Source organism: Myxococcales bacterium (genome assembly GCA_016716835.1).
GTDB lineage: Bacteria > Myxococcota_A > Polyangia > Haliangiales > Haliangiaceae > JADJUW01.
In genome coordinates, this window is record JADJUW010000001.1 from 1047416 (window position 1) to 1070831 (window position 23416).

Below are 23416 nucleotides of genomic sequence, written 5' to 3' on the forward strand. Positions count from 1 at the left end.
GATACGTCCACCCGTATGCCCTCCCACGCACGCCTCCCCCGCACCGTCCTAGAAATGGACAACACGCATGCGCGGTATGGCGGCACGTCGGCAACGCACGGACACAACACAAGGCGCACCAAACACGTCGCAGCCTGCACGGAAGCCACCTATGTCAACCAATATATCTTTGCTCCCCGAATCCCCCAACGCTGACCTCCTCGCCACCACCGATGCCCTGCTAGCGGGCAAGCCCGATGCGGGCGCCGACGAACCAAGCGGCGACGAGCAAGTTGTCGCGCCTACGTTTGCGGCGCTTAACCTGCACCCCGAGCTGCAGCTTTCGCTCGACGACCTCGGCTACGTCACGCCGACCCCGGTGCAATTCGCGGTGTTTGGCCCGGTCAGCGCCGGCAAAGATCTCATGGTGCAGTCGCGCACCGGCACGGGCAAGACCACGGCCTTTGGCTTGCCCATCATCAACGCGGTGCACACCGACCTAACCGGCGTGCAATCGCTCGTGCTCGCGCCGACGCGTGAGCTTGCGATCCAGGTCGCCAAGGAACTCGGTTATCTCGGCAAGCATCGCGGCGTGCGCGTCGAGGCGATTTACGGCGGCGCGCCGATCGGCAAACAAATTAGCGCGTTGCAAGAAGGCGTTCATATCGTCGTCGGCACGCCGGGCCGCGTGCTCGACCATCTCGCACGCAAGACGCTCGACGTCTCCCATCTGCGCACCTTCGTCCTCGACGAATGCGACGAAATGCTGTCGATGGGCTTTTTCGAAGACATCGAGCGCATCACCAAGCAGCTGCCCAAGCAGCACCAGACGCTGCTCTTCTCGGCGACCATGCCCGACGAAGTCGGCCGCTATGCCAAGCGCTACATGACCAAGCCCGAGACCATCTCGCTGTCGGGCGACAACGTCGGCGTCGCGAATATTACGCACCAGTATTACGTCGTCAGCGGCATCGCCCGCATGCGCGACCTGCTCAAGATCTTGTTCAAGGAAAACCCCGAGAGCGCGATCATTTTCTGCAACATGCGGGATGAGACCACCGCCGTCGCGCGCTTCTTGCGCAAGCAAGGCCTCGACGCCGAAGCGATTTCCAGCGATTTGTCGCAGGCCGACCGCGAGCGCGTGATGGAACGCATGCGGCAGCACAATCTTCGCTTCCTCGTCGCAACCGACGTCGCGGCACGCGGCATCGATATTTCGAACCTGTCGCTGGTCGTCAACTACGCCTTTCCCGATGCGCCCGACATCTATGTTCACCGCACAGGCCGCACCGGCCGCGCTGGCAAACACGGCACGGCGGTTTCGCTGGTTGGCCCCAAGGAGCTGGGGTCGTTCTGGTATCTGAAGTTGCAACACAAGATTAAGCCGCAAGAGCTAATCCTGCCGCCCGATTCCATCCTCGAGGGCAAGCTGCCCGCGCCGCTGCCACCAATTTACGCGCAGCCACGTGATGCCATGTCGGCGCTGCGGCGCGCGCTGGTTGGCGAACCGACGGCGGAGCACCGCACCGTCGCGCAACGTATTCTTACCGACGGCGATGCTGAACGCTTGATCGCGCTGCTCATTGGCGAGCGCTTGGCTAAGCAGGCGCCTAAGATGATGCGAGACGACAGTGCCGACGAGCGAGGCGAACGCAGTGATCGCGGCGAGCGCAGCGACCGCGGCGATCGCCCGCGTTATGGTGATCGTCCCGAGCGCGGCGACCGCGGCGACCGTCCTCGCTTTGGCGAGCGCTCAGATCGCGATGCGCGAGGCGATCGCGGCGATCGGCCGGCGCGCAGCGAGGGTGCCGAGCGACATGATCGCAACGACCGCCCAGCGCGTAGTGACCGTCCTGAGTTCGGCGCACGTCCCGAGCGTAGTGACCGCCCCGAGCGCAGCGACCGCCCAGAGCGTAGCGACCGTCCAGAGTTCGGCGCACGTCCAGAGAGAAGCGACCGTCCGGACCGAGACAACCGTCCAGAGCGCAGCGCTCGCCCAGAACGTAGCGACCGCCCAGAGCGGCATGACCGCGATCGCGCACCAGCGGCGGCGATCACGGCCGGCGCGGCTCAACCCACCACTTCAGCGGTGGCTGCCGAAACTGCCCCTGTCCAAGGCGGCAGCGAAAAGCAATTTGGCGGCCGCATCAACCGGGTTTCGCGAGATGGCAGCGCCCCTGCACCAAATCGCGACGCGCAGCCTCGGCGCGACGAACGCAGCGATCGTAGCGATCGCGCTGATCGCCACACGGCGCCTGCGCGTCCCGCCCATATCGATCACCGTAAAGACGCCACGCCACCGGCAGCGCCACAAGCCGGGCAGGACGCACGTGGACCGCGACCACCTCGCGACGAACAACGCGGCCAACAAGAAGGCGGGCGCGGCGGCCGCGACCGTGGGCCCGATCATCGCGCCCAAGCCGGCCGTGGCGGCGAGCCGCGTCCGCCGCAAAACGACCGCGCCGCGCAAGTTGCCGCGGCAAGCAAAGCCATTGACGCAGACATCGCGGCCGGCGCCGCGAACTCGGCGGGACCAAAGGCGCCTGCGCGCGAATTCTGGGAAACCTGGGCCGAGGACAAGCAAGCCAAGCCCGCTGCACCAGTTGCCGCAGTGACGGAAACCGCCGGCGCCAAACACGGCAAGGCAGTCGGCACCAAGCCGGCTCCAGCCGCCAAAGCGACGGCCAAGGACGCGACGAAGGACGTTGCAAAGGAGGCGACCGTTAAAGCTACACCTGCAGCGAAGGACGCCAAACGCCCGAGCAAGAAAGATGCCGGCAAGAGCGAAAAACCTGCCGCCAAGACCAAGGGGCCAGACAAACCCGCCGCGGCAAGCAAGCCCGCCGCGGGCAGCCCAAGCCGCATCGTCATCAACGTCGGCAAGTCACATGGCATGACCGCGGATTCGATCCGCGACCTCGTGCGCGAGCTCGCGGGCGACAAGAGCGCCGACATCGCGTCCGTAATGCTGCGCGATGACTCGGCCGTGATTCGCGTCACCGACGTCGTAGCGACGACGCTGCTCAAGAAGCCTGGCAAGAAAAAAGTCAAAGGCGTCGCCGTAGCGTTCACTGCCTAACCGACCTGGGGGTGCCCCTAATAGGCCTCCCAGTCCAAAGCACTTTCGGATGAAGTAAGCCAAAAAGTCAGCGGCGCGCTATCATACCGGCGGGTGGCGCACGTTGCTTCCGCGAGCATAGATTGCACGGCGGTGTTCGTGGCACCGACGGATGTGGATACCACAGCCGTCTCGCCGCGCTCCGGAGGGTCGCTATCTGCGAGCAGGAAGACACGTGCGCCAACCTGCCGGTTTTAGGGACAGCCCTAGTCCGAGATCGTCGCTGCACTTTTGAGCAGTAGCCGCCTTGACTAAGCGGTCATTTGACATAGCCTGCACGCGATGTCTCGCTCTGCTCGCTCCGACCAGCACAATCTACATTCGATTATTGTCGAGGGTGCGCGCGAGCACAACCTCCAAGTCGATCGGCTCGAGATTCCCAAGCACAAGCTGGTGGTCATCACCGGACCCTCGGGCTCAGGCAAGTCATCGATGGCGTTCGATACCCTCTATGCCGAGGGCCAGCGCCGCTACGTCGAATCGCTGTCGGCTTACGCGCGCCAATTCTTGGGCCAGATGGAAAAGCCCAAATACGAGCGCATCTCGGGGCTGTCGCCAACCATCGCCATCCAGCAAAAATCGGCAACGTCTAACCCGCGCTCGACGGTCGGCACCGTCACCGAAATCTACGACTACCTGCGCGTGATGTTCGCGCGCGTTGGCACCCAGATGTGCCACCAATGCGGCAGCGCCGTCAGCGCGCGCTCGGCCTCTGAAATCGTCGACGAGCTAGCGTCGCTACCCGCCGGCGCCCAGGTGACGATCTTGTCGCCGAAGGCGGAGAATCGCAAAGGCGAGTTTCGCGACGTGCTGGCAGACGCCAAGAAGGCGGGCTTTGTCCGCGTGCGCATCGACGGCATGGTGGTGCGGCTCGAAGACGTCACCGCGCTCGAAAAACAGAAGAAGCATTCGATCGAAATCGTCGTCGACCGCGTCACCATCAGCAAGGAGAACAAGAACCGCCTCACCGACTCGGTGGAGACCGCGCTGCGCGAGGGTGGCGGCAAGCTGCTCGCGGAAATCGCCGGCGAGCGCAACCTGCGCTCCTACTCCGAAGATAACGCCTGCGCCAAATGCGGCATTGGCTTTCCGGAACTATCGCCGCAATCGTTTTCGTTTAATTCGCCGCTGGGCATGTGCGTGCAGTGCAATGGCCTGGGCGAGCGCATGGCGGCCGATGCCGCGCTGGTGGTGCCCGATGCCAGCAAGAGCATCCGCGACGGCGCGATTGCCACGTGGGGCGACAGCGTGTCCAAGGACTCGGGGTGGACGATCAATATCGTCAAGGCCGTGGCCAAGGCGCACAAGATCGACCTCGACAAACCTTGGCACAAGCTGAGCGAAAAACACCAGAGCGTCATCTTGTATGGCGCGGGGGACGACCGGGTGAAAGTCGAGTGGCAAGGTAAGCACGGCAACGGCGCGTGGGACATGCGTTTTGAGGGCGTGCTGCCGCAACTGGAGCGCCGCCATCGCGAGTCAAACTCCGACCGCGCGCGGCAGTACTATGAGACCTTTTTTCGCGCGATTGCCTGCACCGGCTGCGGCGGCGAGCGCCTGCGCCCCGAATCGCGCCATGTCTATGTCGCGGAGAAATCTATCGTCGACGTGACAAGCATGACCGTGCGCGCCGCCAGCGAATTCGTCACGACGCTGCGGCTAACCGGCAACAGGGCGCAGATCGCGACCGAGGTGGTGAAGGAAATCCGCAACCGCCTCGCGTTCTTGCTCGACGTCGGCCTCGATTACCTGACGCTCAATCGCAACGCCGGCACGCTCTCGGGCGGCGAGGCGCAGCGGATTCGCTTGGCGTCTCAGCTCGGTTCGGAGCTCTCGGGCGTGCTGTACGTGCTCGATGAGCCGAGCATCGGCCTGCACCAACGCGATAACGAGCGGCTGATCGCGACGCTGCACCGGCTGCGCGATTTGGGCAATACCGTGCTGGTGGTCGAGCATGACGAGGCGACGATCGAGGCCGCCGATTGGGTCGTCGACTTTGGCCCCGGCGCCGGTCGCCACGGCGGGCGCGTGATCGCGGAGGGCGTGCCGGCAGCGATCGCGGCGGCGGCCGATTCTCCGACAGGCAAGTTTCTCTCCGGCCGCGATGCGATCCTGGCACCGGCGCAGCGGCGCGCCGCCAAGGGCTGGATTTCGCTGAAGGGCGCGACCGAACACAACCTCAAGCATGTCGATGCGGACATTCCGCTTGGCGTGATGGTCGCGGTCACCGGCGTCTCGGGCGCCGGCAAATCATCGCTGATTAACGCCACGCTTTACCCGGCGCTTAATCGCAAGCTCACTGGCAGCATCGAGCGCGTCGGGCCATACAAGTCGCTCACGGGCCTTGAGCAAATTGACAAGGTCATCGTTATCGATCAAAAGCCAATTGGGCGGACGCCGCGGAGCAATCCCGCCACGTACACCAAGGCGTTCGACATTATTCGCGAGGTCTATTCGCAGACTCAAGAGGCCAAGACTTATGGCTATCAGGCCGGGCGCTTTTCGTTCAACGTGTCGGCAAAAAATGGCGGCGGTCGCTGCGAAAGCTGCGAAGGCGCCGGCATGCGCGAGGTCGAGATGCACTTTTTGCCCAACGTGTTCGTCACCTGCGAGGTTTGTAAGGGCAAGCGCTACAACGACGCCACGCTGCGCGTGCGCTTCAAAAATAAAAATATCGCAGAGATTCTAGAGACCCCAATCGACGAAGCGGCCGAGATTTTCGCGCACCACAAGCAGCTGTCGCGGATCCTGCGGACGCTGGTCGATGTCGGCCTTGGCTATCTCTCGCTAGGCCAGGCGGCTACCACGCTCTCGGGCGGTGAGGCGCAGCGGGTAAAATTAGCCAAGGAACTGGCGCGGGTGCAGACCGGACGCACCTTGTACTTGCTCGATGAGCCGACGACGGGCCTCCATTTTGGCGACGTCAAAAAGCTACTCGAGGTGCTGCAGCGCTTGGTGGAGGGCGGCAATACAGTGCTTGTCATCGAGCACAATCTCGATGTCATCAAGTCCTGCGACTGGGTGATCGATATGGGCCCCGAGGGCGGTTCCCGAGGCGGCGAAATGCTGGCCTGCGGCACCCCCGAGGCCGTCGCCAAGGTCGCGGCGAGCCACACTGGGCGCTTTCTCAAAGATCTGTTGGCCGCGAAAAAACGCGCGCCGGCGGCGATCGCCGTGGCACCGGGCAAACCGGCGCACGCCAGCAAGCGTAAAGTGGGCCTTGCGGCTAGCCGCGGTTAAGGAGTCCCATGCGCCATCTCAACGCCCACGACCTGCGCCCACCCGCCCATGGCGAACGCCATCGCATTGGCCGCGCCGGCTGGCTGCGCGCCGCGGTGCTTGGCTCCAACGACGCGATTGTCTCGACGGCGAGCTTGTTGCTCGGCGTCGCGGCCTCCTCGGCGTCCAAGGACGCCATCCTCGTCGCGGGCGTCGCGGGCCTCGTCGCCGGTTCGATGTCGATGGCCGTCGGCGAGTACGTCTCGGTAAGTTCACAACGAGATGCGGAAAACGCCGACATCGCGCGCGAGCGCAAGGAGCTCGAGGAATTGCCCGAGATCGAGCTCGACGAGCTGACCATGATCTATCAGCGGCGGGGGCTCGATGCGACGCTGGCACGGCAGGTTGCGGTGCAACTAACCGCGCACGATGGTCTAGGTGCGCACATGCGCGACGAACTCGGCATCGATCACGCGACGCTGGCGCGGCCATTTCAGGCGGCGTGGATCTCCGCCGCTAGCTTTGCGACGTTTTCGTTTGTACCGATTGCCGCCTTGCTCGCAGCACCTGCCTCACTGCGCATCGCGATGATCTTTGGCGTTTCGCTGGCCAGCCTTGCCGGCCTCGGCGCGCTCAGCGGCTATCTCGGCGGCGCGCCTGTTACCCGCGCGGCTTTGCGCGTAACCCTTGGCGGCGCGCTCGCCATGGGCCTCACCGCGGCGATTGGCCACCTGCTCGGCGTTTCGATCTCGTAACCGACAATGGCGATGATGACGCTCCATTACGCGATCGCAGCATGTTCGCTTGGCCGCGTCTTGGTCGCGGCGAATCACCGTGGCCTGTGCGCCTTGTTGCTCGGAGACGACGACGATGCGCTGATCGCCGATCTGGCGGCGCGATTTCCGCGCGCCCACCTCATCGCGGATGGTGATGCGGTCGCGTCGATGATGTCGGCCGCGCGTGCCCTCGTCGACGGGGCGCCAGTGGTGGCAGCCCCTCCGCTCGAGCCCGTCGGCACTGAATTTCAGAAACTCGTGTGGCACGCGCTAGGCGCCATACCCGCCGGCAAAACCGTCACCTATGGCCACCTGGCGCAAGCGATCGGCCGGCCATCAGCCACGCGCGCCGTGGCGCAGGCCTGCGGCGCCAATCCCATCGCGATTGCCATCCCGTGCCATCGCGTCGTGCGCAGCGATGGCGCGCTCGCGGGCTACCGCTGGGGCATCGAGCGCAAGCGCGAACTGCTGCGGCGCGAGCGCTTGGCTCGCCCTGGCGACGCGTTGTCGCTCTGATCGTAAAATGTTACGGCTGGCAAACGGACCGTCCTGACCACCCGTGGTCGAGCACTTGCGTCACCAGCCGCGGCAAACTGCCCGCCGCACCAGGCATATCAAATTTGCGAGGCAAAAATTCGTCTTCGGCCACGGGGCTCCAAATGCTGCCGCACATGACGCTTGCTACCACGCGACCCTCGGCCAGCGATAGCTTGATGATGCCTTGGCTCAGGCCTGCGGTTTCGCAATCGCAGCCGGCGCTACGCTGCTCGCTCTCGAGTGCGCGCCACACTGAAAGCGCATCCAACTCGGCGCTATCTTCAGCGTAGGCGCACCAGCGCAGCGACGCGTAGATGCCCTCAATAGCACCAGCGTGCAGTTGCGGGTCAACCACCACGACCAGGCGAGGATCGCATTTCGCCGCTGCGACGGCGACGTTGCCAGCTAGCACTGGCTGTGGCGACGGGCTAGCCGAGGCCGAGCTAGCGGCCTGCGACGCGGCCGGGGGCCGGGCTGAGCAAGCAAGCATGCTCCCTAACAAAGCAAGCAAGCACAACCTATAGACATTGAGCATCCACGGTCTAACGCCGCACGATCGCAAACGATCTTCCCTGAAGAAACATATTATTCAGCGCGTCTACAGCTCGTTTGCGCTAAACGTCAACACGCCCGGCATTTCGCTATCACAAAGCAGCATCGCAAGGCGGTCGACGCCAAGCGCGATGCCGCTGGCGGCCGGCATGCCCTCGGCGAGCGCTGCTAAAAACGCTTCGTCGATGGGATACTCGGCAAAGCCGCGAGCGCGGCGCTGCGCGAGGTCTAGCTCGAAGCGCGCGCGCTGTTCAACCGGATCGGTCAGCTCGCCAAACGCGTTGCACAGCTCAAGGCCGCCGATATAGGCCTCAAAGCGCTCAGCGAGATGGGGCGCGCCGGGGATACGCCTGGCCAAGGCGGCAAGCTCCACCGGCCACGCCTCGACGATGATGGGATGCGGCAGCGCCGCCAGCGCAGGATCGACGCGCTCGACCCATGCCGTAAAAAAGACGTCGTCCCATGCCGTCGCGGTGCCGAGATCGACGCCCGCGGCGCGAACGCGCGCGGCCAACGTCGCCGCCGGCTCGCCCGCCTTTAGTTCAATGCCGGCAAACTGCGCCATCGCCTGCGCCACCGTCATGCGCGGCCATGGCGGCGTTACGTCAAACGCGCGGCCAGCGACGTGCACCACCGGCCTGCCATGCGCCGCCGTCGCCACGTGCGCCACCAGCGCTTCGGTGTCCGCCACAATCTCATCAAGCTCCGCACCGGCGCGATACCACTCCAGCATCGTGAACTCGCTCGAATGATGCCTGCCCTCTTCGCCCGCGCGAAAGCACTTGCAAACCTGATAGATGCGCTCCAGCCCACCAACCAACAGCCGCTTCATTTGATATTCCGGCGACGTGATCAAATAACCACCATCCGCCCCCACCGCCTTCAAATGAACCTCAAGCCCCGGCGTCGGCACCAACACCGGCGTCTCGACCTCCAAAAAATCTCTTTCCTCAAAGAACCCCCGCAGCGCCCGCATCATCCCCGCCCGCCGCACCAAATTCCGCTTCCGCCCCTCCGTCAACCTCTCCTGCTCAGGAGCTCTCTGCTTCATCGTACGCGCTCTCCGCTAGCACCTAGAGCGAAGCTGGTTTGGTTCGTGGCAAGGCAGGCGCCCCCGAGGATGAGGGAGTGTACGACGGTACATGACCGAATCCGAGCGGGAAGCCTAACGCCGCCACGGGCCGAATCCAGCAAGCGGCCTATTTACCGGCTTGTTTAAGGCGCTCGACATATTCGTGCGTACGAGTGTCAATGCGAAGCAGATCGCCCACGCTAATAAAAAGCGGCACGCCAACGACGGCGCCCGTCTCCAGCGTGGCTGGCTTGAGCACGTTGCCCGAGGTATCGCCGCGCGCGCCCGGCTCCGAAGCCGTGACCTCAAGTTGAACGAAGGTCGGTAGCTCCACGGAGACTGGGCGGCTGTTAAAAAACAGCACGTCGCAAGGCATGTTGTCCTTGAGCAAATCATGGGCATCGCCTACCAGTTCGATCGCAACATTGATTTGCTCAAAGTTGGTTTCGTCCATCAGCGTGAGCTCATCATCTTGGCGATAGAGGTATTGCATCGTGCGCTGCTCGACGTTGGCCGGCTCGAGCTTTTCACCGGAGCGAATGTTGCGCTCGACCACCGCGCCGGTGAGCAGATTTTTGAACTTGGTCCGAGTAAACGCGGCGCCCTTGCCCGGTTTGACGAACTGGAACTCGACGACGGTGTATGGGTTGCCGTCCATGAGTACCTTGAGGCCCTTGCGAATGTCGGAGGTATCGTACATATGGCGCATGCTGTACTAAGCGCCCCGTGCAAAATCAACCCAACTTGCGGGCTTAGGCGCGGCGGTGCCAGGGATCGCAATTGACCGCCCTGGCAGGGTCACGGTATATTTCCGATCGTCCCGGTCGGAAATGTAGCCATGAAGCTATCCACGAAAACCCAATACGCCGTCCGCGCCGTCTTCGACATGGCCTACTTCAGCGAATCTGATACGGTTTTGGCCAAAGACGTGGCCGCGCGCCAGGAAATTCCCCTGCGCTACCTCGAGCAGATATTTCAGGACCTAAAGCGCGCTGGAATTGTCGATGCCAAGCGCGGCCCCAAGGGCGGATACACCCTGCGGCGAACGGCGCGCGAGCTGCGGCTTGGCGATGTCGTGCGCGCGATCGAGGGCCCGGTCGATGCCTGGGTCGTCTTTGACGACGGCGGGCCCAAGGCTAGCGAAATTGTCACCTCACCGCTGTGGCGCGAATTTGCCAGCGCCATGGCGAGTTGGTTTGACGCGATTACGTTCGCCGATCTGGTCGAGCGCGCGGCGGCGCAAGGCGTGCCGCGAACTGGCGCCCCTGCGATGTACTTTATTTAGCCCCTAACGAGTCATCCATGATGTCAGGTCGCCCACCCCATCGCGCAATACGCAGCCCGCTCGAACTCATTGGCAACACGCCGATGATACGGCTCGCGCATCAGCTCGCCGGGTCGGCGGAGGTGTGGTGCAAGTGCGAACACTTTAGTCCAGGCGGCTCGGTCAAAGACCGCATTGCGCTGGCGATGGTCGATGCGGCCGAGGCTGCGGGCCAGATTGAGCCCGGAATTTCGACCCTGGTTGAGCCAACCAGCGGCAACACCGGCATTGGACTAGCGCTCGTCGCTGCGGCCCGCCGCTATACGCTCATATTAACCATGCCGGAATCGATGAGCCTTGAGCGCCGCCAGCTGCTCGCCTCGTATGGCGCTAAGTTAGTGCTCACGCCTGCCGAACACGGCATGCAAGGCGCCGTTGAGGCCGCGCATAAAATTCGCACCGCCGATAAACACGCGATCATCCTCGATCAATTCCGCAATCCGGCCAACCCCGCGACGCATCGCCTCCACACGGGTCCGGAAATTCTCGCCCAGATGGCGGCAGTGGGCCCCGTCGATGCATTTGTTGCCGGGGTCGGCACCGGGGGCACGATTAGCGGCGTCGGCGCCGTGCTGCGCAAGGTTTCGCCCGGCGTGAAAATCGTCGCGGTCGAACCCAGCACCAGCCGCGTGCTGTCGGGCGGCAAGCCAGGCCCACACAAGATCCAAGGCATCGGCGCCAACTTCATACCGGGCAATTTCGATCGCAGCGTCGTCACCGAGATCCGCGCGGTCGATGAACGCGCGGCCTATGAGACGTCGCGGCAGCTCGCCAAGCAAGAAGGCCTCTTGGTTGGCATCTCTGCCGGCGCCAACGTATTTGTCGCACGGCAGCTCGCTGCGGAACTCGGCCCTGGCAAGCGCGTCGTAACGGTGTTGTGCGACACCGGCGAGCGCTACTTCTCCATGGAAGGACATTTCGCCTAAATGCCAGGGCCCCGCTGCCTGGTAATCGGCGCCGGCGCCCTCGGCGGCCCCATAGCGCTTGGCCTAGCCTCGCACGGCGTCGCCTTGCGCATCGTCGACGACGACGTCGTCGAGCTCTCGAATTTGCCGCGACAGATCCAGTTTTGCGATGACGATGTCGGGGGACCCAAGGTCGTCGCGCTGCGCGAGCGTTTGCGTGAGGCCGGCGGCGAGGCCGGCGGGCCTGATATAGAGGTAGAGGCGGTCCGGTTTGTTGCGACGAATGCGCGCCGCTTGCTGGCGGACGTCGCGCTAATCATCGATGCCAGCGATAGCCCGGTGGCGAAATTCCTCGCCTGCGATCAGGCGATCGCGCATGGCGTGCCCTACCTGATCGCGGCAGCTATTGGCACGGGAGGCAACCTGTTTATCGGCGCGCCGGGTCACGCTTGTTATCGCTGCTTGTTCGAGGCGCCACCCGACGACGCCGACACGTGCGCCAGCGCCGGCGTGCTGGCACCCATCTGCGGCATCGTCGCCCAACTCGCGGTGCAAGCAGCGATGCAGCTCCTGCGCTCGCCCACGACCGTGCCCTTCGGCTCGTTAACTAGCGCTAGCCTTGACGGCGAAGGTCCGCCGTGGCGCCGCACAACCTTCCAGCAGCGCGTTGGCTGCGCATGCCAGCACCGCCGCGCGCCGCTGGCCGTTTACGCCAACAATTCGTAAGACGCTAAGGCCCGGCCCCCCATGCAGCCACTATCTCCAACGCAACGCCTACGCTATAGCCGGCAGCTCGTGCTCGCCGCGGTAGGCGATGCCGGCCAAACGCGCATCTGCAACGCGCACGTCGCGGTGCCGTTTGCGGGGCACGGCGGGGAATCACTGGCGCTAACCTATTTGATTGCCGCGGGCCTCGGCGAGTTATCGTTAGTTGGCGCGACTGATAACGACGACGCGAGGCAGCTGTGTGCATTGCTACGCGGCCTACGACCCGATGCGCGCGTGTCGGTGGTGGCGAGCGCACCCGCAGACGCGCGCGAGCTGCCAGGTTTGTCAGCGGCGCCCGAGGTCGCGCTGTGGCAAATTGGCCGCCTGCTCTTGGCCGTGGCCGAATCCACCTGAGGGCGCTGACCATGGAAGCGCGCCAGATTGTCGTCAGTGAGGCGTTGCGCGCCGCGCTCTATGACGCCGCGCGCGCCGCCTATCCGAACGAATGCTGCGGCTGGCTGACGGCGACGTCGCTGCGCCCATGCCACAACGCGCAGGCCACCGCGGCGCATCCCACCACCATCAACCGCAGCGCCGAGACCGCGTATGTCATCGACGGCGACGACTTGATCGCGTTTGCGTCGGCCTTTGCCGGCGGCGACCTGCCTCTCGCGGTCTATCACTCGCATCCCAACGGCCGCGCGTATTTTTCGCCGACCGATCGCGCCTGCGCCCTTGACCCGTGGGGCGATGGGCCAGCCTACCCCGTCGCCCACATCGTGGTTGGCGTCGCGGCACGCGGCGTTACCGAGGTGGCCGTCTTTGCATGGTGCGATGAGGCCCGCGACTTCGTCGAGACGGATCGCTGGAACGTGATATAAATGGTCGTGGCCACAACGCCTGTCGACAGCAAACTCGCCCACCTGCATCGCCTGCTGGGAGCGCACGAGCGCGTCATGGTCGCCTTTTCGGGTGGGGTCGACTCGGCCTTCTTGCTCAAAGCCGCGGTCGATGCGCTTGGCGATCGCGCGTACGCGATCACCGCCGTCTCGCCCACCATGGCACGCAGCGAGGCGCGCGATGCCGAGGCGCTGGGGCGCGAGCTTGGCCTCGGTGAGCGCCACGTCCTGGCACCATCGCACGAGCTGGCGCGGCCAGGCTTTGCCGACAACCCAACCGATCGCTGCGCGATGTGCAAGTCAGAATTAATGGACATCGCGCGGCCGCTGGCGGCGTCGCTTGGCATTACGGCCATCGCGCTCGGTACCAACCTCGATGACTTGGGCGACGTTCGGCCTGGCATTGCGGCGGCGCAGGCACAAGGCGCCATCATGCCGCTGGTCGACGCGGGCTATTACAAGCAGGAGATTCGCACCGCGTCGCAACGGCTTGGGCTACGCACCTGGGATAAGCCTCAGCTTGCCTGCCTGTCGTCGCGGTTTCCGTATGGCACGCGCATCACGACGGATCGCCTCGCGCAAGTCGATGGCTTTGAAGACGCCCTGCGGGCGCTGGGCTTTGGCCAATTGCGCGTGCGGTTTCACGAGCAAGTCGCGCGACTCGAGCTCGACGCCGCTGGCATGGCCCGCCTCGCCGATGAGTCGCTGCGACAACAAATCGTCGCGCTCGGCAAGCAGCATGGCTTCACCTATATTGCGCTCGATTTGCAGGGCTTTCGCTCCGGCTCGCTCAACGAAGCCCTCGCGCCACCGCTCATTCAACTTGCCCGCCGCGGCACGCGCGTGGTGCCGTAACCATGTTGCCTCGATGGCACGTCGCTGGGTGGTTGTTCGCGGCGCAGCTCATGGCGCTGGTAACGAGCGCGGCGCGGGCCAACTCGGCGGCGGTGGCGCCGCCGCCGTTGGCGGCCGCGGGCTCGCCGGACAAAAAGTCGTTGTATCTGACCGCGAAGGCCGACGAGGCCAAGCAGCCACATCGCAAGCACGCGCGCGCCCGCGACGCTCGGCGCAGCCGCGCGCCCGCGGTGAGGCTCGTCAACCTGCACAACCTTTGGACCAAGGAATGGCTCGTCGTCGAGGTGCCATTGCGCGGAGACATTTCACCGCCCTCGCCCGCCCGCGTGCGGGCGTTCTTGCGCTGCCACTTTACGGATGAAGAAATCGAGGCGCTCGACCAGCGCCCGCTGCGGCTAGCGCTCGAGGCTGCGCGCCACTTTAAGGCGTCACGGATCGACATTATTTCGGGCTACCGCTCGCCCAAGTATAATCTTATGCTGCGCAAGAAAGGCCGCGAGGTCGCGCGCGACAGCCAACACACCAAGGGCAACGCGGTCGATATTCGGCTGCCAGATGTTTCGCCCCGAGCCTTGTCAAAATGGATTCGCGGCAAGCGGCTTGGTGGGGTCGGCATCTATCGGACGAGCGGATTTGTTCACGTCGACAGCGGTCCGATTCGTTCGTGGTCTGGCCGCTAGTTGGGTGCCAGAATCTAGCGGTTTTTTCGACGCGCGAACCATGTAGGACAAGTAGGAGCTTTGGCCCCCCTAGCCTGACACCCGTCCGGTCGGCGGACACATCTGTCCGTGCTCCGGACGTTCAGTTGTCCACATCGCCTGCGGCAAAATGTTACTTGACATTTTGACTACTTAACGGAAATGACGCTAACGGCTGTGGATAAACTGTGCGCGCAAATGGTGCAGCGCATCATGAACTGCCGCGATTCCGACTAGTTAGCGCGTTGCGTTATCTTGCGCCGGCGATGGTTGCGTTTTGCCAAGCAGCTCGCACGCTCGAAGTTCACCTTGATCGCACGCCAAACCGAGCCACATGGCCGCCGGTGCCGCGCCCTTGGGTACGCCGCTGCCACGCAGGTATGCCTCACCCACGATGCGGCACGCGCTGGCGTCTCCGTTGTTGCAAGCGCGCACAAACCACGGCACCGAGCTTTTCGCCGGATCGGCCGACGCGAGCTTCTGATCGCGATATGCGGCGCCCAGCGACGAGCACGCCAGCGCCAGCCCGCTCTCGCACGCCGCGGTGAGTCGCTGCTCGGCGAGCGCGGGGTTGCGCGCAAGGCCCTTGCCGTCGAGCGCCATCAACGCCCAGTTGCGGCACGCAAGCGAGCTGCCCGCGGCGCAGCCCTGATCATACAAGCTCGCGGCCTTGGGGGCATCGGCGACCACGCCTAGCCCAAGCGCATACGCGAGGCCCAGGTTGTTGCATCCCGCCGCGGAGCCTAGCTCGCATGCGCGGGCAAATAGTGTCGCGGCTTTGGCGGGATCGGGCGACACGCCAATGCCCTCGCTGGTGATCACGCCTGCATTGCGACACGCCTCGCCGTCGCGGCGCTCACATGCCGCAAGCAAAACGGCCAACCCCTCTCGCAACGCGGGCGTGGCAGGAATGCGCGCCTGCGCCTCGGTGCGCGGCGAGGCGTCATTTTTTTGTGACGCCGTGCCGCCCTCGCAGGCCGCCGCGCAAACGATGATAAGCAGTGCCGCTTCGAGACGCATGCCGCGTTTTAGAGGCTTTCGCGGCCACTGACAACCGGCTATAGTCTGGCCGTGAAGATCGTCGAAGAGATGGCGGGACGCGCGCGCGATGCGGGGGCCAGGGCGAGGACGGAGATCCCCACCACCACGTTGGGTGTCGTTACCGATAATTGTGATCCGGAAGGGCTAGCGCGGGTTCGCTGCAAATATCCGCTGTTCGCCGACGATCTCATGGGCGCGTGGGCACCCTTGGTCGCGCCTGGGGCAGGACCGCAGAGCGGTTGGTTCTTCTTGCCCAATGTCGGCGACGAGGTGCTCGTTGCCTTTGAGCACGACGACATCAACCGGCCGGTGGTACTCGGCATGCTGTGGTCGGCGCAGCGTCCACCGCCGCATGACGCCGCCGACGCGGAAAGCTCGCTCCTAACCTTGGCATCTAACGAAAAAGGGGCGCGCATCGAGTTTGACGACAAGGCCGACGAGATTCGGCTATTTGCGCCCGGCGATAAAACCACCATGACGCTGAGCAAGGACGGCATCGCGATCAAGACCGACGGCGATGTTGCGTTGACTTCGATGCAGGGCCGCGTCGTCATTGCCGGCAAGGAGGTCGAGCTGGTCGCGAGCACCACCCTTACCGCCACCGGCATGCAAGAGATTGCGGTCATTGGCTCGTCTGAAGTCAAGATCACCGGCAAGCCATCGATTCAAGCCGCGGCGCCGCAGCTGACGTTTGGCGGCACCGTAAGCGCCAGCAGCAGCGCCGCCGCCAAAAATGAGGTTATCGCGGATCCGCTGGGGTAGCGGTCGGCGCTGGCGTACGCAAGTCCCGCTCGCCGATGCGCCGTAGGTCGGCATGAATGCGCAGCAATTCATCGAGATACGGCGGATTGCGATGAAGCGCCGCCGCGTCGTGAGGGCCAGCCAAAGCCGCCGGCGAGCTGCGTATCACCGCACCCGCGCGATCGACTAGCATACGCGCTTGCGGCGGTTTTTCACGCTGATCGAGGTGCGCCACCGATGACCACACCGGCTTGCCGCCCTCCCCGCGCACCACCGACGTAAAAAATATCCAGCGTTCGTCCGCCGACAGCGAAGGCCCGCTCTCATCGGTGCCGCCGAGCTCGACCACCCAGCGCGGCGTGGCGCCCGGGGAGGCGACAAACGCGATATCCGCGTCGACGGCGCCGCCCCGCGCATGCGGCGCCGAGAAATAAATCCCCGCCGCGCCAAACGTTGGCGTCGTATCGGCCGGGCCTTGCGTCCACGGCTCGATCGTCCCATCCGGCAAGCGCACCTCGATCGTACTTTGCGCGGCCCCGCCCGCGACGCGCACGATCGACGTATACGCCACCGCGCCGTCGGCGCGCGCCGACAACATCAGCTCATCGCCTGGCGCGTCTGTCAGGCGCTCCGGCTTGGTCGCCGTGCCTTCGAGCGATGCGTCGATGCGCCAAAGATCAAATGTGCCGCCGCGGTTGCTAGCAAATATCACCGTGCGCCCATCGGCCAGCCACACCGGGTCGGTATCGATGGCCGCATCAACCGTTAGCCGCACGGGCGTCGATGGCACGCCTACGGGGCCTTCAAGGGAGGCGACCCACAAGCTTGACTGATGCACGCTGTCGCGCCCACGCGAGGAGGCAAACACGAGACGCTTGCCATCGGCCGATACGCTCGCCGCGCGGTCAATGACCGAGGTTTGCGCCGCCTCCACCACCTCATACAAACGATCGCCGCTGCCGCCGATTGCCACCAACCTGCCACCCGCCCGCCGCTCGGTGACAATGGCCACCGCGTGCTCCTGGCGCTCGCCCGCCGCGGTGACGGCCCGCCCCCCCGTTGGGCTTTGGCAGCTGGGCAGCGCACTTAGGGCAATAGCCGCGCCTGGCAAGACGCCGAGCGCGCGCGAAAAAAAAATGCGGAAGCTCACTGAGCGCCGCAACAACTTACTTGCTGGCGGGCGCCGCCGCGGGCCCGCGGTCTTGGTAACTTCGGCAGGGGTGGTCTCGGTCGTCTCAGCTACGCGCTTGGGCGGCACCGCGAAAAAGATGCCTGCGATCATCACCACCAAGGCGACGGCGGTAACGATCGCGGCGGTCTTGGCTTTGGCGAGGCCGTCCACCATGTGTTGTTCGTAGACGACAAAGCTCTGCTCTTGTTCGGGCGGAAATGACGAAAAGTCCATGCGGCACCTTAGGCCTGGCCCGCGCGCGCGTCAATGGCGCCGCCCGTCGCCGTCGCCCCTGGCTTGCGGCCGTTTGCGCTATGGTGCCGGGGTGAAGCAGTCGCGCACGGAACGGACGAGCGGACCCAGGGCCCGCGGCCTGGTTTTCGTGATGGCCGCCGCCCTGTGGCTGCTTGACGCGGCGCGCGCGATCGGTGAAGTTGCGCCGCCGAGCGCTCTTTGGCCCGCCCGCGTCGACATTGGCATTTGGGTCGCGGACCACGATGGCGACGGCATTCCAAACGGCCAGGACGTGCTCGTCGGCGCCCAAAAGGTCCTGGCACACCGCGCGACCTACGACGCGGCTTACTATTCGCTCACGTTTCCGCGCGGCGATATACCGGCCGATCGCGCCGCCTGCGCCGACGTCTTGGTGCGCGCGCTGCGCCATGCCGGCGTTGACCTCCAGCTCGAGCTGTGGCGCGACATCGCGCGCGCGCCCAGCGCCTACCCGATGGTGAGGCGACGCGATCCAAATATCGACCATCGCCGCGTAAAAACCTTGCTGCCGTACTTTTTGCGTCACGTGGCGCAACGCAGCCCACGCGGCGATGACCCAGCGGATCCCGTGTTGCCCGGGGACATCATTTTCTTTGATACGATGCGGGCCATGAAAGGGCCCGACCATGTCGGTATTGCTAGCGATCGCTGGGTCGACGGGGTCCCGCTGGTGATTGGCGCGCTGTCATCACGCACGCCCGTGGCGGAGCTGCCGCTGCTGCGCGCTATGCTCATCACCCATCGGTTTCGTCTATGAAGCGGGCCGGCATGGCCTGCGGGCTTGTCGTCTGCGCCATGGCGTCGTGGCAGCAAGGGCCATGGGGCCGCGCGTTTGCCGACCCGCCGTCCGTCCGCCCGCCGGTGGTCCTTGATGCGCTGCGCATCGAGCCTAGCCCCTTGCCCGGGCGCGCCATGTTGCAGCTTTTGGTGCGCGCGGTTGATGCCACGGGCAACCCGCGCGCAATCGCAACCGCGTCCGGCGGTGGTGGATGGCGGCTGATCATGGGGCAGCGCGAGCTAGACGTGCCGGTGGTCATCTCGCGCGCGTCCGCCGCAGACGTCGAAACCGCGCTCGCGCTGGTGATTTCCACGTCCCCCGACTTTGGCACGGTGCTTCCTTTGATTGCGCACGCGCTTGATGAAGAGATTCTTGCGGCGCTGCGCAAGGACGACCGCGTCGCGGTGCTGACCTACGCCACTACGATCGGCGGCACGAGTCGCATGGCCACGGTCGCTGGGGCCAAGGCGGCGCTGCAAGCGATCGCGCCCGACGAAGAGGCGGCGAGCCCGGCGTTTGCCGATGCCGTCGAGCGCGCGATCGCGGCCGTCGAACGCTACCGTTCGGATCGCCCCGGCGTGCTGGTTCGGCGCGTGGTCATCGTCGTGTCCGACGGCATCGATGGCGCGCTTGATCGCGACCGCATCACGGCGCTGGGCGTGCGCGCGGCGCGCAAGGGCGTGCGCCTTTTTGCCGTCGCCTATGCGCCCACGGGGAGCAAGGAGCCGCTACTAAATCTCGGCGAGCTCGCCAAGCAAAGCCTGGGCACGTTGCGGTGGGTGCGCACCGATGCCGCGCAGGCGTTCCGCGAGCAGATGTCGCGGCTCGCCGCCGAACTCGCCGAAGCGTACGTCCTGACCGCGTTCGTGCTGCCGCCTGCCGGCGCCGCCGATGTGCGGGCCCTGGCGATCATTGGCGATGCGGAGGTTAAGACCAATGAGCTGGCGTGGCGAGCACCCAGCTGCGGCGTGACGTGCACCCTCATCGAGGGCGCGTGCAGCGATACGGCATGTATGGCGGCACCGGTTACGAGGCCGCTCGCGGCGCAACTATGGCGCCTCGCGCCGTACCCGCTGGGCGCCGTGCTCGTGCTTGCGCTACTCCTCGCGTGGCGGCGCACTGGCACCAAGCGGCGCGGCGGCGCGCCCTTGCCGCAACAAACCTGGGTGTGCCTGCGCGGCCCGACCCCCGGCGCCACGGCGAAGGTGAGCGTCGGCGACGTACTCGGCAAGCATCGAGGGTGCCGCGTCACCATCGCCGACCCCAGCGTCTCCGATCAGCATGCGGAGATTCGCGTCGATCGCGAGGGCAACTGGGTGATCCGCGACCTCGGCTCCACCAATGGCACGTTTATCGGCGGCGTACGGGTCACCCAAGGCACGCTAAGACTTGGCACCATCGTCGGGCTGGGCGCCACCCAATGGCGCGTGATGGCGCAGACGTAGTCAGGCCGCGCCGGTAGCCGCCCCCACCGCGATTAGGTAAGCTTGCCATCGTGGGCGACCTCATCATCGCGGGCCAGCGTTTCTCCATTGATGCGCCCATCGTCAATTTTGCGGAAGCGCCATTTTGGGACGCCAGCGCCGAGCGTTGCGTTGGCTCCAACGCTTGCGCCGACGGCATCTATCCGTTTGGCAAGGACGTTAAAAACCAGCGCGCGCGACGCTATTCGTATCGCGCGGCCTTGCGCCGCTACGGCGCCCATCCCCCGCTTGCCGCCGTGCGCGCCGTCATCCGCCAGTTCGTCGTGCACCACGACGGCTGCCCTGACTCGGCGACGTGCTGGAACGTGCTCCACAATGAGCGCGGGCTCTCGTGTCATTTTCTAATCGACAACGATGGCACCATCTATCAGACGCTAGACCTCGCCTACAATGGCTATCACGCCGCGGACTTCAACCCGCACAGCATTGGCGTCGAGCTGAGTAACCGCGGCGATGCGCTGAAAGATCCGTCGTACTACGCCAATCGCGGGCAAAAACGCGACGTCCGTCCGGTCAAGGTGCACAACCACACCTACTTGGCCTTTGACTATACCGAGGCACAATACCGAGCTATGCGCGCGCTGGCCGGCGGTTTGTCGCGGCTGCTGCCTAACTTGCCACTTGAATACCCGCAAGAGCTGCCGGGGCATCAGGCGTGGGGCATGCTCGAGGGTGGGCAAGGCTATAGCGGCTATCTCGGGCATTATCATTGCACGACGCGCAAGTGGGACCCTGGCCCGTTTGATCTAAAGGCGTTTTGCGAGGCGCTGCGCGGCGCGATGTGTTTTCCGCTCGCCATTCCCGCCGCCAAGGACGCGCGCGAAAAACCCGAGGTGCCGGCCACGGCCGAGGCCGTCGCCTCGGCGGTTAACGAGCTCTATCGCGCCAACGAAGAAACGGCCGACGGCGGCTTCTTTCCGTTTGGCCCGTGGGGGCAGTCGCGCCTGTGGCACGGCGGCGTGCATTTGGTGACCACCCACCAGGCGCCGGTTTTTTCGCCGTTTAGCGGCCGCGTCGTCGCGGCGCGCATGGGCGGCACGAGCGCGGTGGGCAGCACGAATTTCGCGCTCGTCAAACACCGCATGAACGTCGGCCCGCAGCCCTTGCTGTTTTATTCGCTCTACATGCATCTCGCCGACGTGCAACGCCAAGCTGAAGCGACGCGCCCACCGCCACGCTGGCTGGCGTCGGCAATGGGCAAAAAACCATCCAAGGCTGGCGAGATTATTCTTTGTGATGAGCCCGTCGAAGGCGGCGAGGTGCTTGGCTATGTCGGCCTCGCCGGCCCCGCCGAGCTACTGCGCGCGCAACTTCATTTTTCGATCTTTTCGCCAGGCGAGCTATTTCGCGACGCCTCGCCCTCGCCATGGACCATGTACGATGGCAGCGCGGGCGGTCGGTTCTGCGATGTTGCCGACTTAGTCGCGCTCGTCGATGCCGATGGCAACGGCGATTTTTCGCGCGACGAACTGACCGACCTTTTTCTAAGCCTGGCGATCGCGATCTCTTGCGCTGGCTGGTGACGTACAACACCTCAGAATGGACGGCCGAGCCGTCATGGCTGGAGGCCCTGGCCGCCACGCCACAAGGGCGCGCGATGGAGGCCGGCGAACTCGCCGAGCGCGTCGAGGGAGAGGTGCTGCCCGCGCTTTGGTGGGACGAGCAGGTCGCGCGCCACGCGGGCTTGCCGCGCGATGGCGTGGTCTACCACTATCATCCAATTAGCTTTGTGCGCTACGTCAATGCGGCCTTGGCCGAGGCCGCCGCTGCGCCGCAAGATGCCGTGCTCGCCAAAGACGCCAGCGTCACCCCCGACGGCGTCACCGACGACTTTGGCGACAGCCGTGGTGACGACGCCGTCTCGGACGCGGACCTCGCGGACGTCGACCCCTACAAAGATCTCACCCTCGAAGAAATGGCGACCGGATATGACGCGCTTATCGAATAAAGGCAGCGGTCGGCGACGACTTATGTTGGGCGCGCTGCTCACGGCGCTGTTGCCGACAAAGTGGTTGCGGACGGGTGCCCAGCAGGCGACGAACAACACGCCGCCGCCGATCTCGGGCGATGGCAGTCTCCCCACCGGGAATCGACGACCGCCGCGTTGGATCGGCCACATGTAGTGCCGTATACTTTACGTCATGATAGCTCTACGCCCACGTTGGATTTCTATGAGCGGCCGCGCCGCCTTCGCCTGCGCAACGTTGCTTTTTACCTCCCTCGTGGTTGCCGAGCCTGACGCAGCGGCGGGCGCCGACCCGGTGGCGCCGACGCCTACGCCCGCGGCAGAAGAGGCGACGCCGTTTGAAGAACCCGAGGATGACATCCCTCAGGCCCCAAGCTTTGGCGACGAAGAAGAAGCGCCGCCGCCTCCGCCCGCGCGTGCCGTCCTCGGCTATCCAGGGCGCGAGGTCGACCGCCCGGTCAGCCTGCCTGGCGGCGTCGGCGAAATCGCATTGTCGATCAAGGCGACCTCGCTGCCAGAAGCGGGCGGCCTGCTGCGTTTGCGCTACGGCATTACCCCGCGCGTCCAATTTGGTCTGCTCTACGGCGGTGTTTCAGCCTATGACAAGCCTACTAACGGCGGTGGATCATCCTTCTCAGTCGAGCCTGGTAAGTCGATCGGCGCCGAGTTGCAAGTCGTCATCGTCGACGGCGTGGCGGTGCGCGCCACGGTGCCGATGTATCTCGATCCGTATGCCGCCGGCGTCTCGATCGGCGCGCCGATCCACGTCAGGCTAAATTCGCGGTTTGCCCTGGTCGGCCTGGAAGACGTGGTTTCATTTCGCGTCCACAAATTTTTTCCTTCGTTGCTCAGCGAAGGCACCAACATTGCGCTCGCCGCGGCGCAAGCCAACAACGGCGTGGTCCCGCGTGGCACCATCCGCATCGTCCCAGGCCTGATGTACCAGCAAAGCGACAAGCTGTCGGTGGGCGGCCAATTTGGCCTGCTCTTAATTAACTTTGGCGACGACCCAACCGGCGTCGAGCTCAAGGGCCGCATGCTCTACAATATTTCGACGCGGTTTGACTTCTGGGCGACGGCCGGCTTTGACAACCTCGACGACGCCAGCGACAACATCAGCGCGCAGCTGGGCCTAGCCTTGCGGCTCTGAGCGGCTTGTCGGGGATAGCACGCTGACCGGCAGGTGGGCGCACGTGTCTTCCTGCTCGCAGATAGCGGACCTCCGGAGCGCGGCGAGACGGCTGTGGTATCCACAGCCCTTGGTGCTTGCCACACCGCCCTGCAATCTATGCTCGCGGAAGAAACGTGCGCCACCTGCCG

23 protein-coding genes are annotated in these 23416 nt (G+C 64.9%); 18 read left to right on the forward strand and 5 right to left on the reverse strand.

The annotated features are described in order from the left end of the window. Nucleotides 1–151: 151 nt before the first annotated feature. From IPL79_04650 to IPL79_04665, 4 genes are all read left to right on the forward strand, one after another. Complete coding sequence (locus tag IPL79_04650; protein ID MBK9070277.1) at nucleotides 152–3058, forward strand: DEAD/DEAH box helicase; 2907 nt, start codon at nucleotides 152–154, stop codon at nucleotides 3056–3058. A 321-nt stretch (nucleotides 3059–3379) separates the two neighbouring features. Next, nucleotides 3380–6337 carry an excinuclease ABC subunit UvrA gene (gene uvrA / locus IPL79_04655; GenBank protein ID MBK9070278.1) on the forward strand — a complete coding sequence of 986 codons (2958 nt, stop codon included), beginning with the start codon at nucleotides 3380–3382 and terminating at the stop codon, nucleotides 6335–6337. 8 nt (nucleotides 6338–6345) lie between these two features. Beyond that, nucleotides 6346–7071, forward strand: a complete 726-nt coding sequence (locus IPL79_04660) for a VIT family protein (GenBank protein ID MBK9070279.1) — start codon at nucleotides 6346–6348, stop codon at nucleotides 7069–7071. A 12-nt stretch (nucleotides 7072–7083) separates the two neighbouring features. After that, complete coding sequence (locus IPL79_04665; protein ID MBK9070280.1) at nucleotides 7084–7608, forward strand: methylated-DNA--[protein]-cysteine S-methyltransferase; 525 nt, start codon at nucleotides 7084–7086, stop codon at nucleotides 7606–7608. Nucleotides 7609–7618: 10 nt separating this feature from the next. On the opposite strand, the gene IPL79_04670 is transcribed toward IPL79_04665, so the two are convergent. The 3 genes from IPL79_04670 to efp all read right to left on the reverse strand — a co-directional run bounded on the left by IPL79_04670 (nucleotide 7619) and on the right by efp (nucleotide 9953). Next, entirely contained in the window at nucleotides 7619–8119 is a 501-nt protein-coding gene (locus tag IPL79_04670; protein MBK9070281.1) for a hypothetical protein, read from the reverse strand. 108 nt (nucleotides 8120–8227) lie between these two features. Continuing rightward, a complete protein-coding gene (gene genX, locus IPL79_04675) occupies nucleotides 8228–9202 on the reverse strand; it encodes an EF-P lysine aminoacylase GenX (GenBank protein MBK9070282.1) in 975 nt (324 codons plus the stop codon). Between the two features lie 178 nt (nucleotides 9203–9380). Then, the gene (efp, locus tag IPL79_04680) at nucleotides 9381–9953 is read right to left on the reverse strand and encodes an elongation factor P (GenBank protein MBK9070283.1); all 573 of its coding nucleotides are present in this window, start codon (nucleotides 9951–9953) and stop codon (nucleotides 9381–9383) included. A gap of 138 nt (nucleotides 9954–10091) precedes the next feature. Between efp and IPL79_04685 the strand changes: the two genes are divergently transcribed. The 7 genes from IPL79_04685 to IPL79_04715 are packed head-to-tail and all read left to right on the forward strand — an operon-like array spanning nucleotide 10092 to nucleotide 14624. After that, nucleotides 10092–10538 carry an Rrf2 family transcriptional regulator gene (locus IPL79_04685; GenBank protein ID MBK9070284.1) on the forward strand — a complete coding sequence of 149 codons (447 nt, stop codon included), beginning with the start codon at nucleotides 10092–10094 and terminating at the stop codon, nucleotides 10536–10538. Nucleotides 10539–10558: 20 nt separating this feature from the next. Beyond that, complete coding sequence (gene cysK, locus IPL79_04690) at nucleotides 10559–11503, forward strand: cysteine synthase A (GenBank protein ID MBK9070285.1); 945 nt, start codon at nucleotides 10559–10561, stop codon at nucleotides 11501–11503. Then, nucleotides 11504–12208 carry a ThiF family adenylyltransferase gene (locus tag IPL79_04695; GenBank protein ID MBK9070286.1) on the forward strand — a complete coding sequence of 235 codons (705 nt, stop codon included), beginning with the start codon at nucleotides 11504–11506 and terminating at the stop codon, nucleotides 12206–12208. It begins immediately after the preceding gene. A gap of 21 nt (nucleotides 12209–12229) precedes the next feature. After that, nucleotides 12230–12604 carry a hypothetical protein gene (locus IPL79_04700; GenBank protein MBK9070287.1) on the forward strand — a complete coding sequence of 125 codons (375 nt, stop codon included), beginning with the start codon at nucleotides 12230–12232 and terminating at the stop codon, nucleotides 12602–12604. Between the two features lie 11 nt (nucleotides 12605–12615). Further along, the gene (locus IPL79_04705; protein ID MBK9070288.1) at nucleotides 12616–13071 is read left to right on the forward strand and encodes a Mov34/MPN/PAD-1 family protein; all 456 of its coding nucleotides are present in this window, start codon (nucleotides 12616–12618) and stop codon (nucleotides 13069–13071) included. Next, the gene (gene larE, locus IPL79_04710) at nucleotides 13072–13944 is read left to right on the forward strand and encodes an ATP-dependent sacrificial sulfur transferase LarE (GenBank protein MBK9070289.1); all 873 of its coding nucleotides are present in this window, start codon (nucleotides 13072–13074) and stop codon (nucleotides 13942–13944) included. 2 nt (nucleotides 13945–13946) lie between these two features. Beyond that, nucleotides 13947–14624: a YcbK family protein gene (locus tag IPL79_04715; protein MBK9070290.1), complete on the forward strand. Its 678-nt coding sequence runs from the start codon at nucleotides 13947–13949 to the stop codon at nucleotides 14622–14624. Nucleotides 14625–14879: 255 nt separating this feature from the next. On the opposite strand, the gene IPL79_04720 is transcribed toward IPL79_04715, so the two are convergent. Beyond that, nucleotides 14880–15662 carry a sel1 repeat family protein gene (locus IPL79_04720; GenBank protein MBK9070291.1) on the reverse strand — a complete coding sequence of 261 codons (783 nt, stop codon included), beginning with the start codon at nucleotides 15660–15662 and terminating at the stop codon, nucleotides 14880–14882. Between the two features lie 51 nt (nucleotides 15663–15713). Between IPL79_04720 and IPL79_04725 the strand changes: the two genes are divergently transcribed. Next, nucleotides 15714–16445: a hypothetical protein gene (locus tag IPL79_04725; GenBank protein MBK9070292.1), complete on the forward strand. Its 732-nt coding sequence runs from the start codon at nucleotides 15714–15716 to the stop codon at nucleotides 16443–16445. Here the strand turns inward: IPL79_04725 and IPL79_04730 are convergent. Beyond that, entirely contained in the window at nucleotides 16423–17829 is a 1407-nt protein-coding gene (locus IPL79_04730) for a PD40 domain-containing protein (GenBank protein ID MBK9070293.1), read from the reverse strand. The genes IPL79_04725 and IPL79_04730 overlap by 23 nt on opposite strands. Nucleotides 17830–17920: 91 nt before the next feature. On the opposite strand from IPL79_04730, the gene IPL79_04735 reads away from it, so the two are divergent. The 6 genes from IPL79_04735 to IPL79_04760 are packed head-to-tail and all read left to right on the forward strand — an operon-like array spanning nucleotide 17921 to nucleotide 23246. Then, the gene (locus IPL79_04735) at nucleotides 17921–18625 is read left to right on the forward strand and encodes a DUF1287 domain-containing protein (GenBank protein MBK9070294.1); all 705 of its coding nucleotides are present in this window, start codon (nucleotides 17921–17923) and stop codon (nucleotides 18623–18625) included. Then, complete coding sequence (locus IPL79_04740; protein MBK9070295.1) at nucleotides 18622–20091, forward strand: FHA domain-containing protein; 1470 nt, start codon at nucleotides 18622–18624, stop codon at nucleotides 20089–20091. The genes IPL79_04735 and IPL79_04740 overlap by 4 nt, the downstream gene beginning before the upstream one ends. A gap of 50 nt (nucleotides 20092–20141) precedes the next feature. Further along, nucleotides 20142–21653 carry an N-acetylmuramoyl-L-alanine amidase gene (locus tag IPL79_04745; protein ID MBK9070296.1) on the forward strand — a complete coding sequence of 504 codons (1512 nt, stop codon included), beginning with the start codon at nucleotides 20142–20144 and terminating at the stop codon, nucleotides 21651–21653. After that, nucleotides 21638–22078: a hypothetical protein gene (locus IPL79_04750; protein MBK9070297.1), complete on the forward strand. Its 441-nt coding sequence runs from the start codon at nucleotides 21638–21640 to the stop codon at nucleotides 22076–22078. Before IPL79_04745 ends, IPL79_04750 begins: the two co-directional genes overlap by 16 nt. Then, on the forward strand, nucleotides 22059–22253 hold the full coding sequence (locus tag IPL79_04755) for a hypothetical protein (GenBank protein ID MBK9070298.1): 195 nt from the start codon (nucleotides 22059–22061) through the stop codon (nucleotides 22251–22253). The genes IPL79_04750 and IPL79_04755 overlap by 20 nt, the downstream gene beginning before the upstream one ends. 48 nt (nucleotides 22254–22301) lie before the next feature. Beyond that, on the forward strand, nucleotides 22302–23246 hold the full coding sequence (locus tag IPL79_04760; GenBank protein MBK9070299.1) for a hypothetical protein: 945 nt from the start codon (nucleotides 22302–22304) through the stop codon (nucleotides 23244–23246). The last annotated feature ends 170 nt before the right edge of the window (nucleotides 23247–23416 follow it).

What these genes read in the sequence shown, in the direction of transcription:
- uvrA (MBK9070278.1), top strand. Translation starts at nt 3,380, where the DNA reads ATGTCTCGCTCTGCTCGCTCCGACCAGCACAATCTACATTCGATTATT.
- IPL79_04695 (MBK9070286.1), top strand. Translation starts at nt 11,504, where the DNA reads ATGCCAGGGCCCCGCTGCCTGGTAATCGGCGCCGGCGCCCTCGGCGGC.
- IPL79_04715 (MBK9070290.1), top strand. Translation starts at nt 13,947, where the DNA reads ATGTTGCCTCGATGGCACGTCGCTGGGTGGTTGTTCGCGGCGCAGCTC.
- IPL79_04685 (MBK9070284.1), top strand. Translation starts at nt 10,092, where the DNA reads ATGAAGCTATCCACGAAAACCCAATACGCCGTCCGCGCCGTCTTCGAC.
- efp (MBK9070283.1), bottom strand. Translation starts at nt 9,953, where the DNA reads ATGTACGATACCTCCGACATTCGCAAGGGCCTCAAGGTACTCATGGAC.
- IPL79_04730 (MBK9070293.1), bottom strand. Translation starts at nt 17,829, where the DNA reads ATGGACTTTTCGTCATTTCCGCCCGAACAAGAGCAGAGCTTTGTCGTC.
- IPL79_04705 (MBK9070288.1), top strand. Translation starts at nt 12,616, where the DNA reads ATGGAAGCGCGCCAGATTGTCGTCAGTGAGGCGTTGCGCGCCGCGCTC.
- IPL79_04660 (MBK9070279.1), top strand. Translation starts at nt 6,346, where the DNA reads ATGCGCCATCTCAACGCCCACGACCTGCGCCCACCCGCCCATGGCGAA.
- cysK (MBK9070285.1), top strand. Translation starts at nt 10,559, where the DNA reads ATGTCAGGTCGCCCACCCCATCGCGCAATACGCAGCCCGCTCGAACTC.
- IPL79_04760 (MBK9070299.1), top strand. Translation starts at nt 22,302, where the DNA reads ATGAGCGGCCGCGCCGCCTTCGCCTGCGCAACGTTGCTTTTTACCTCC.
- IPL79_04670 (MBK9070281.1), bottom strand. Translation starts at nt 8,119, where the DNA reads ATGCTTGCTTGCTCAGCCCGGCCCCCGGCCGCGTCGCAGGCCGCTAGC.
- IPL79_04740 (MBK9070295.1), top strand. Translation starts at nt 18,622, where the DNA reads ATGAAGCGGGCCGGCATGGCCTGCGGGCTTGTCGTCTGCGCCATGGCG.
- IPL79_04720 (MBK9070291.1), bottom strand. Translation starts at nt 15,662, where the DNA reads ATGCGTCTCGAAGCGGCACTGCTTATCATCGTTTGCGCGGCGGCCTGC.
- IPL79_04665 (MBK9070280.1), top strand. Translation starts at nt 7,084, where the DNA reads ATGATGACGCTCCATTACGCGATCGCAGCATGTTCGCTTGGCCGCGTC.
- IPL79_04700 (MBK9070287.1), top strand. Translation starts at nt 12,230, where the DNA reads ATGCAGCCACTATCTCCAACGCAACGCCTACGCTATAGCCGGCAGCTC.
- larE (MBK9070289.1), top strand. Translation starts at nt 13,072, where the DNA reads ATGGTCGTGGCCACAACGCCTGTCGACAGCAAACTCGCCCACCTGCAT.
- IPL79_04755 (MBK9070298.1), top strand. Translation starts at nt 22,059, where the DNA reads ATGACGCGCTTATCGAATAAAGGCAGCGGTCGGCGACGACTTATGTTG.
- IPL79_04650 (MBK9070277.1), top strand. Translation starts at nt 152, where the DNA reads ATGTCAACCAATATATCTTTGCTCCCCGAATCCCCCAACGCTGACCTC.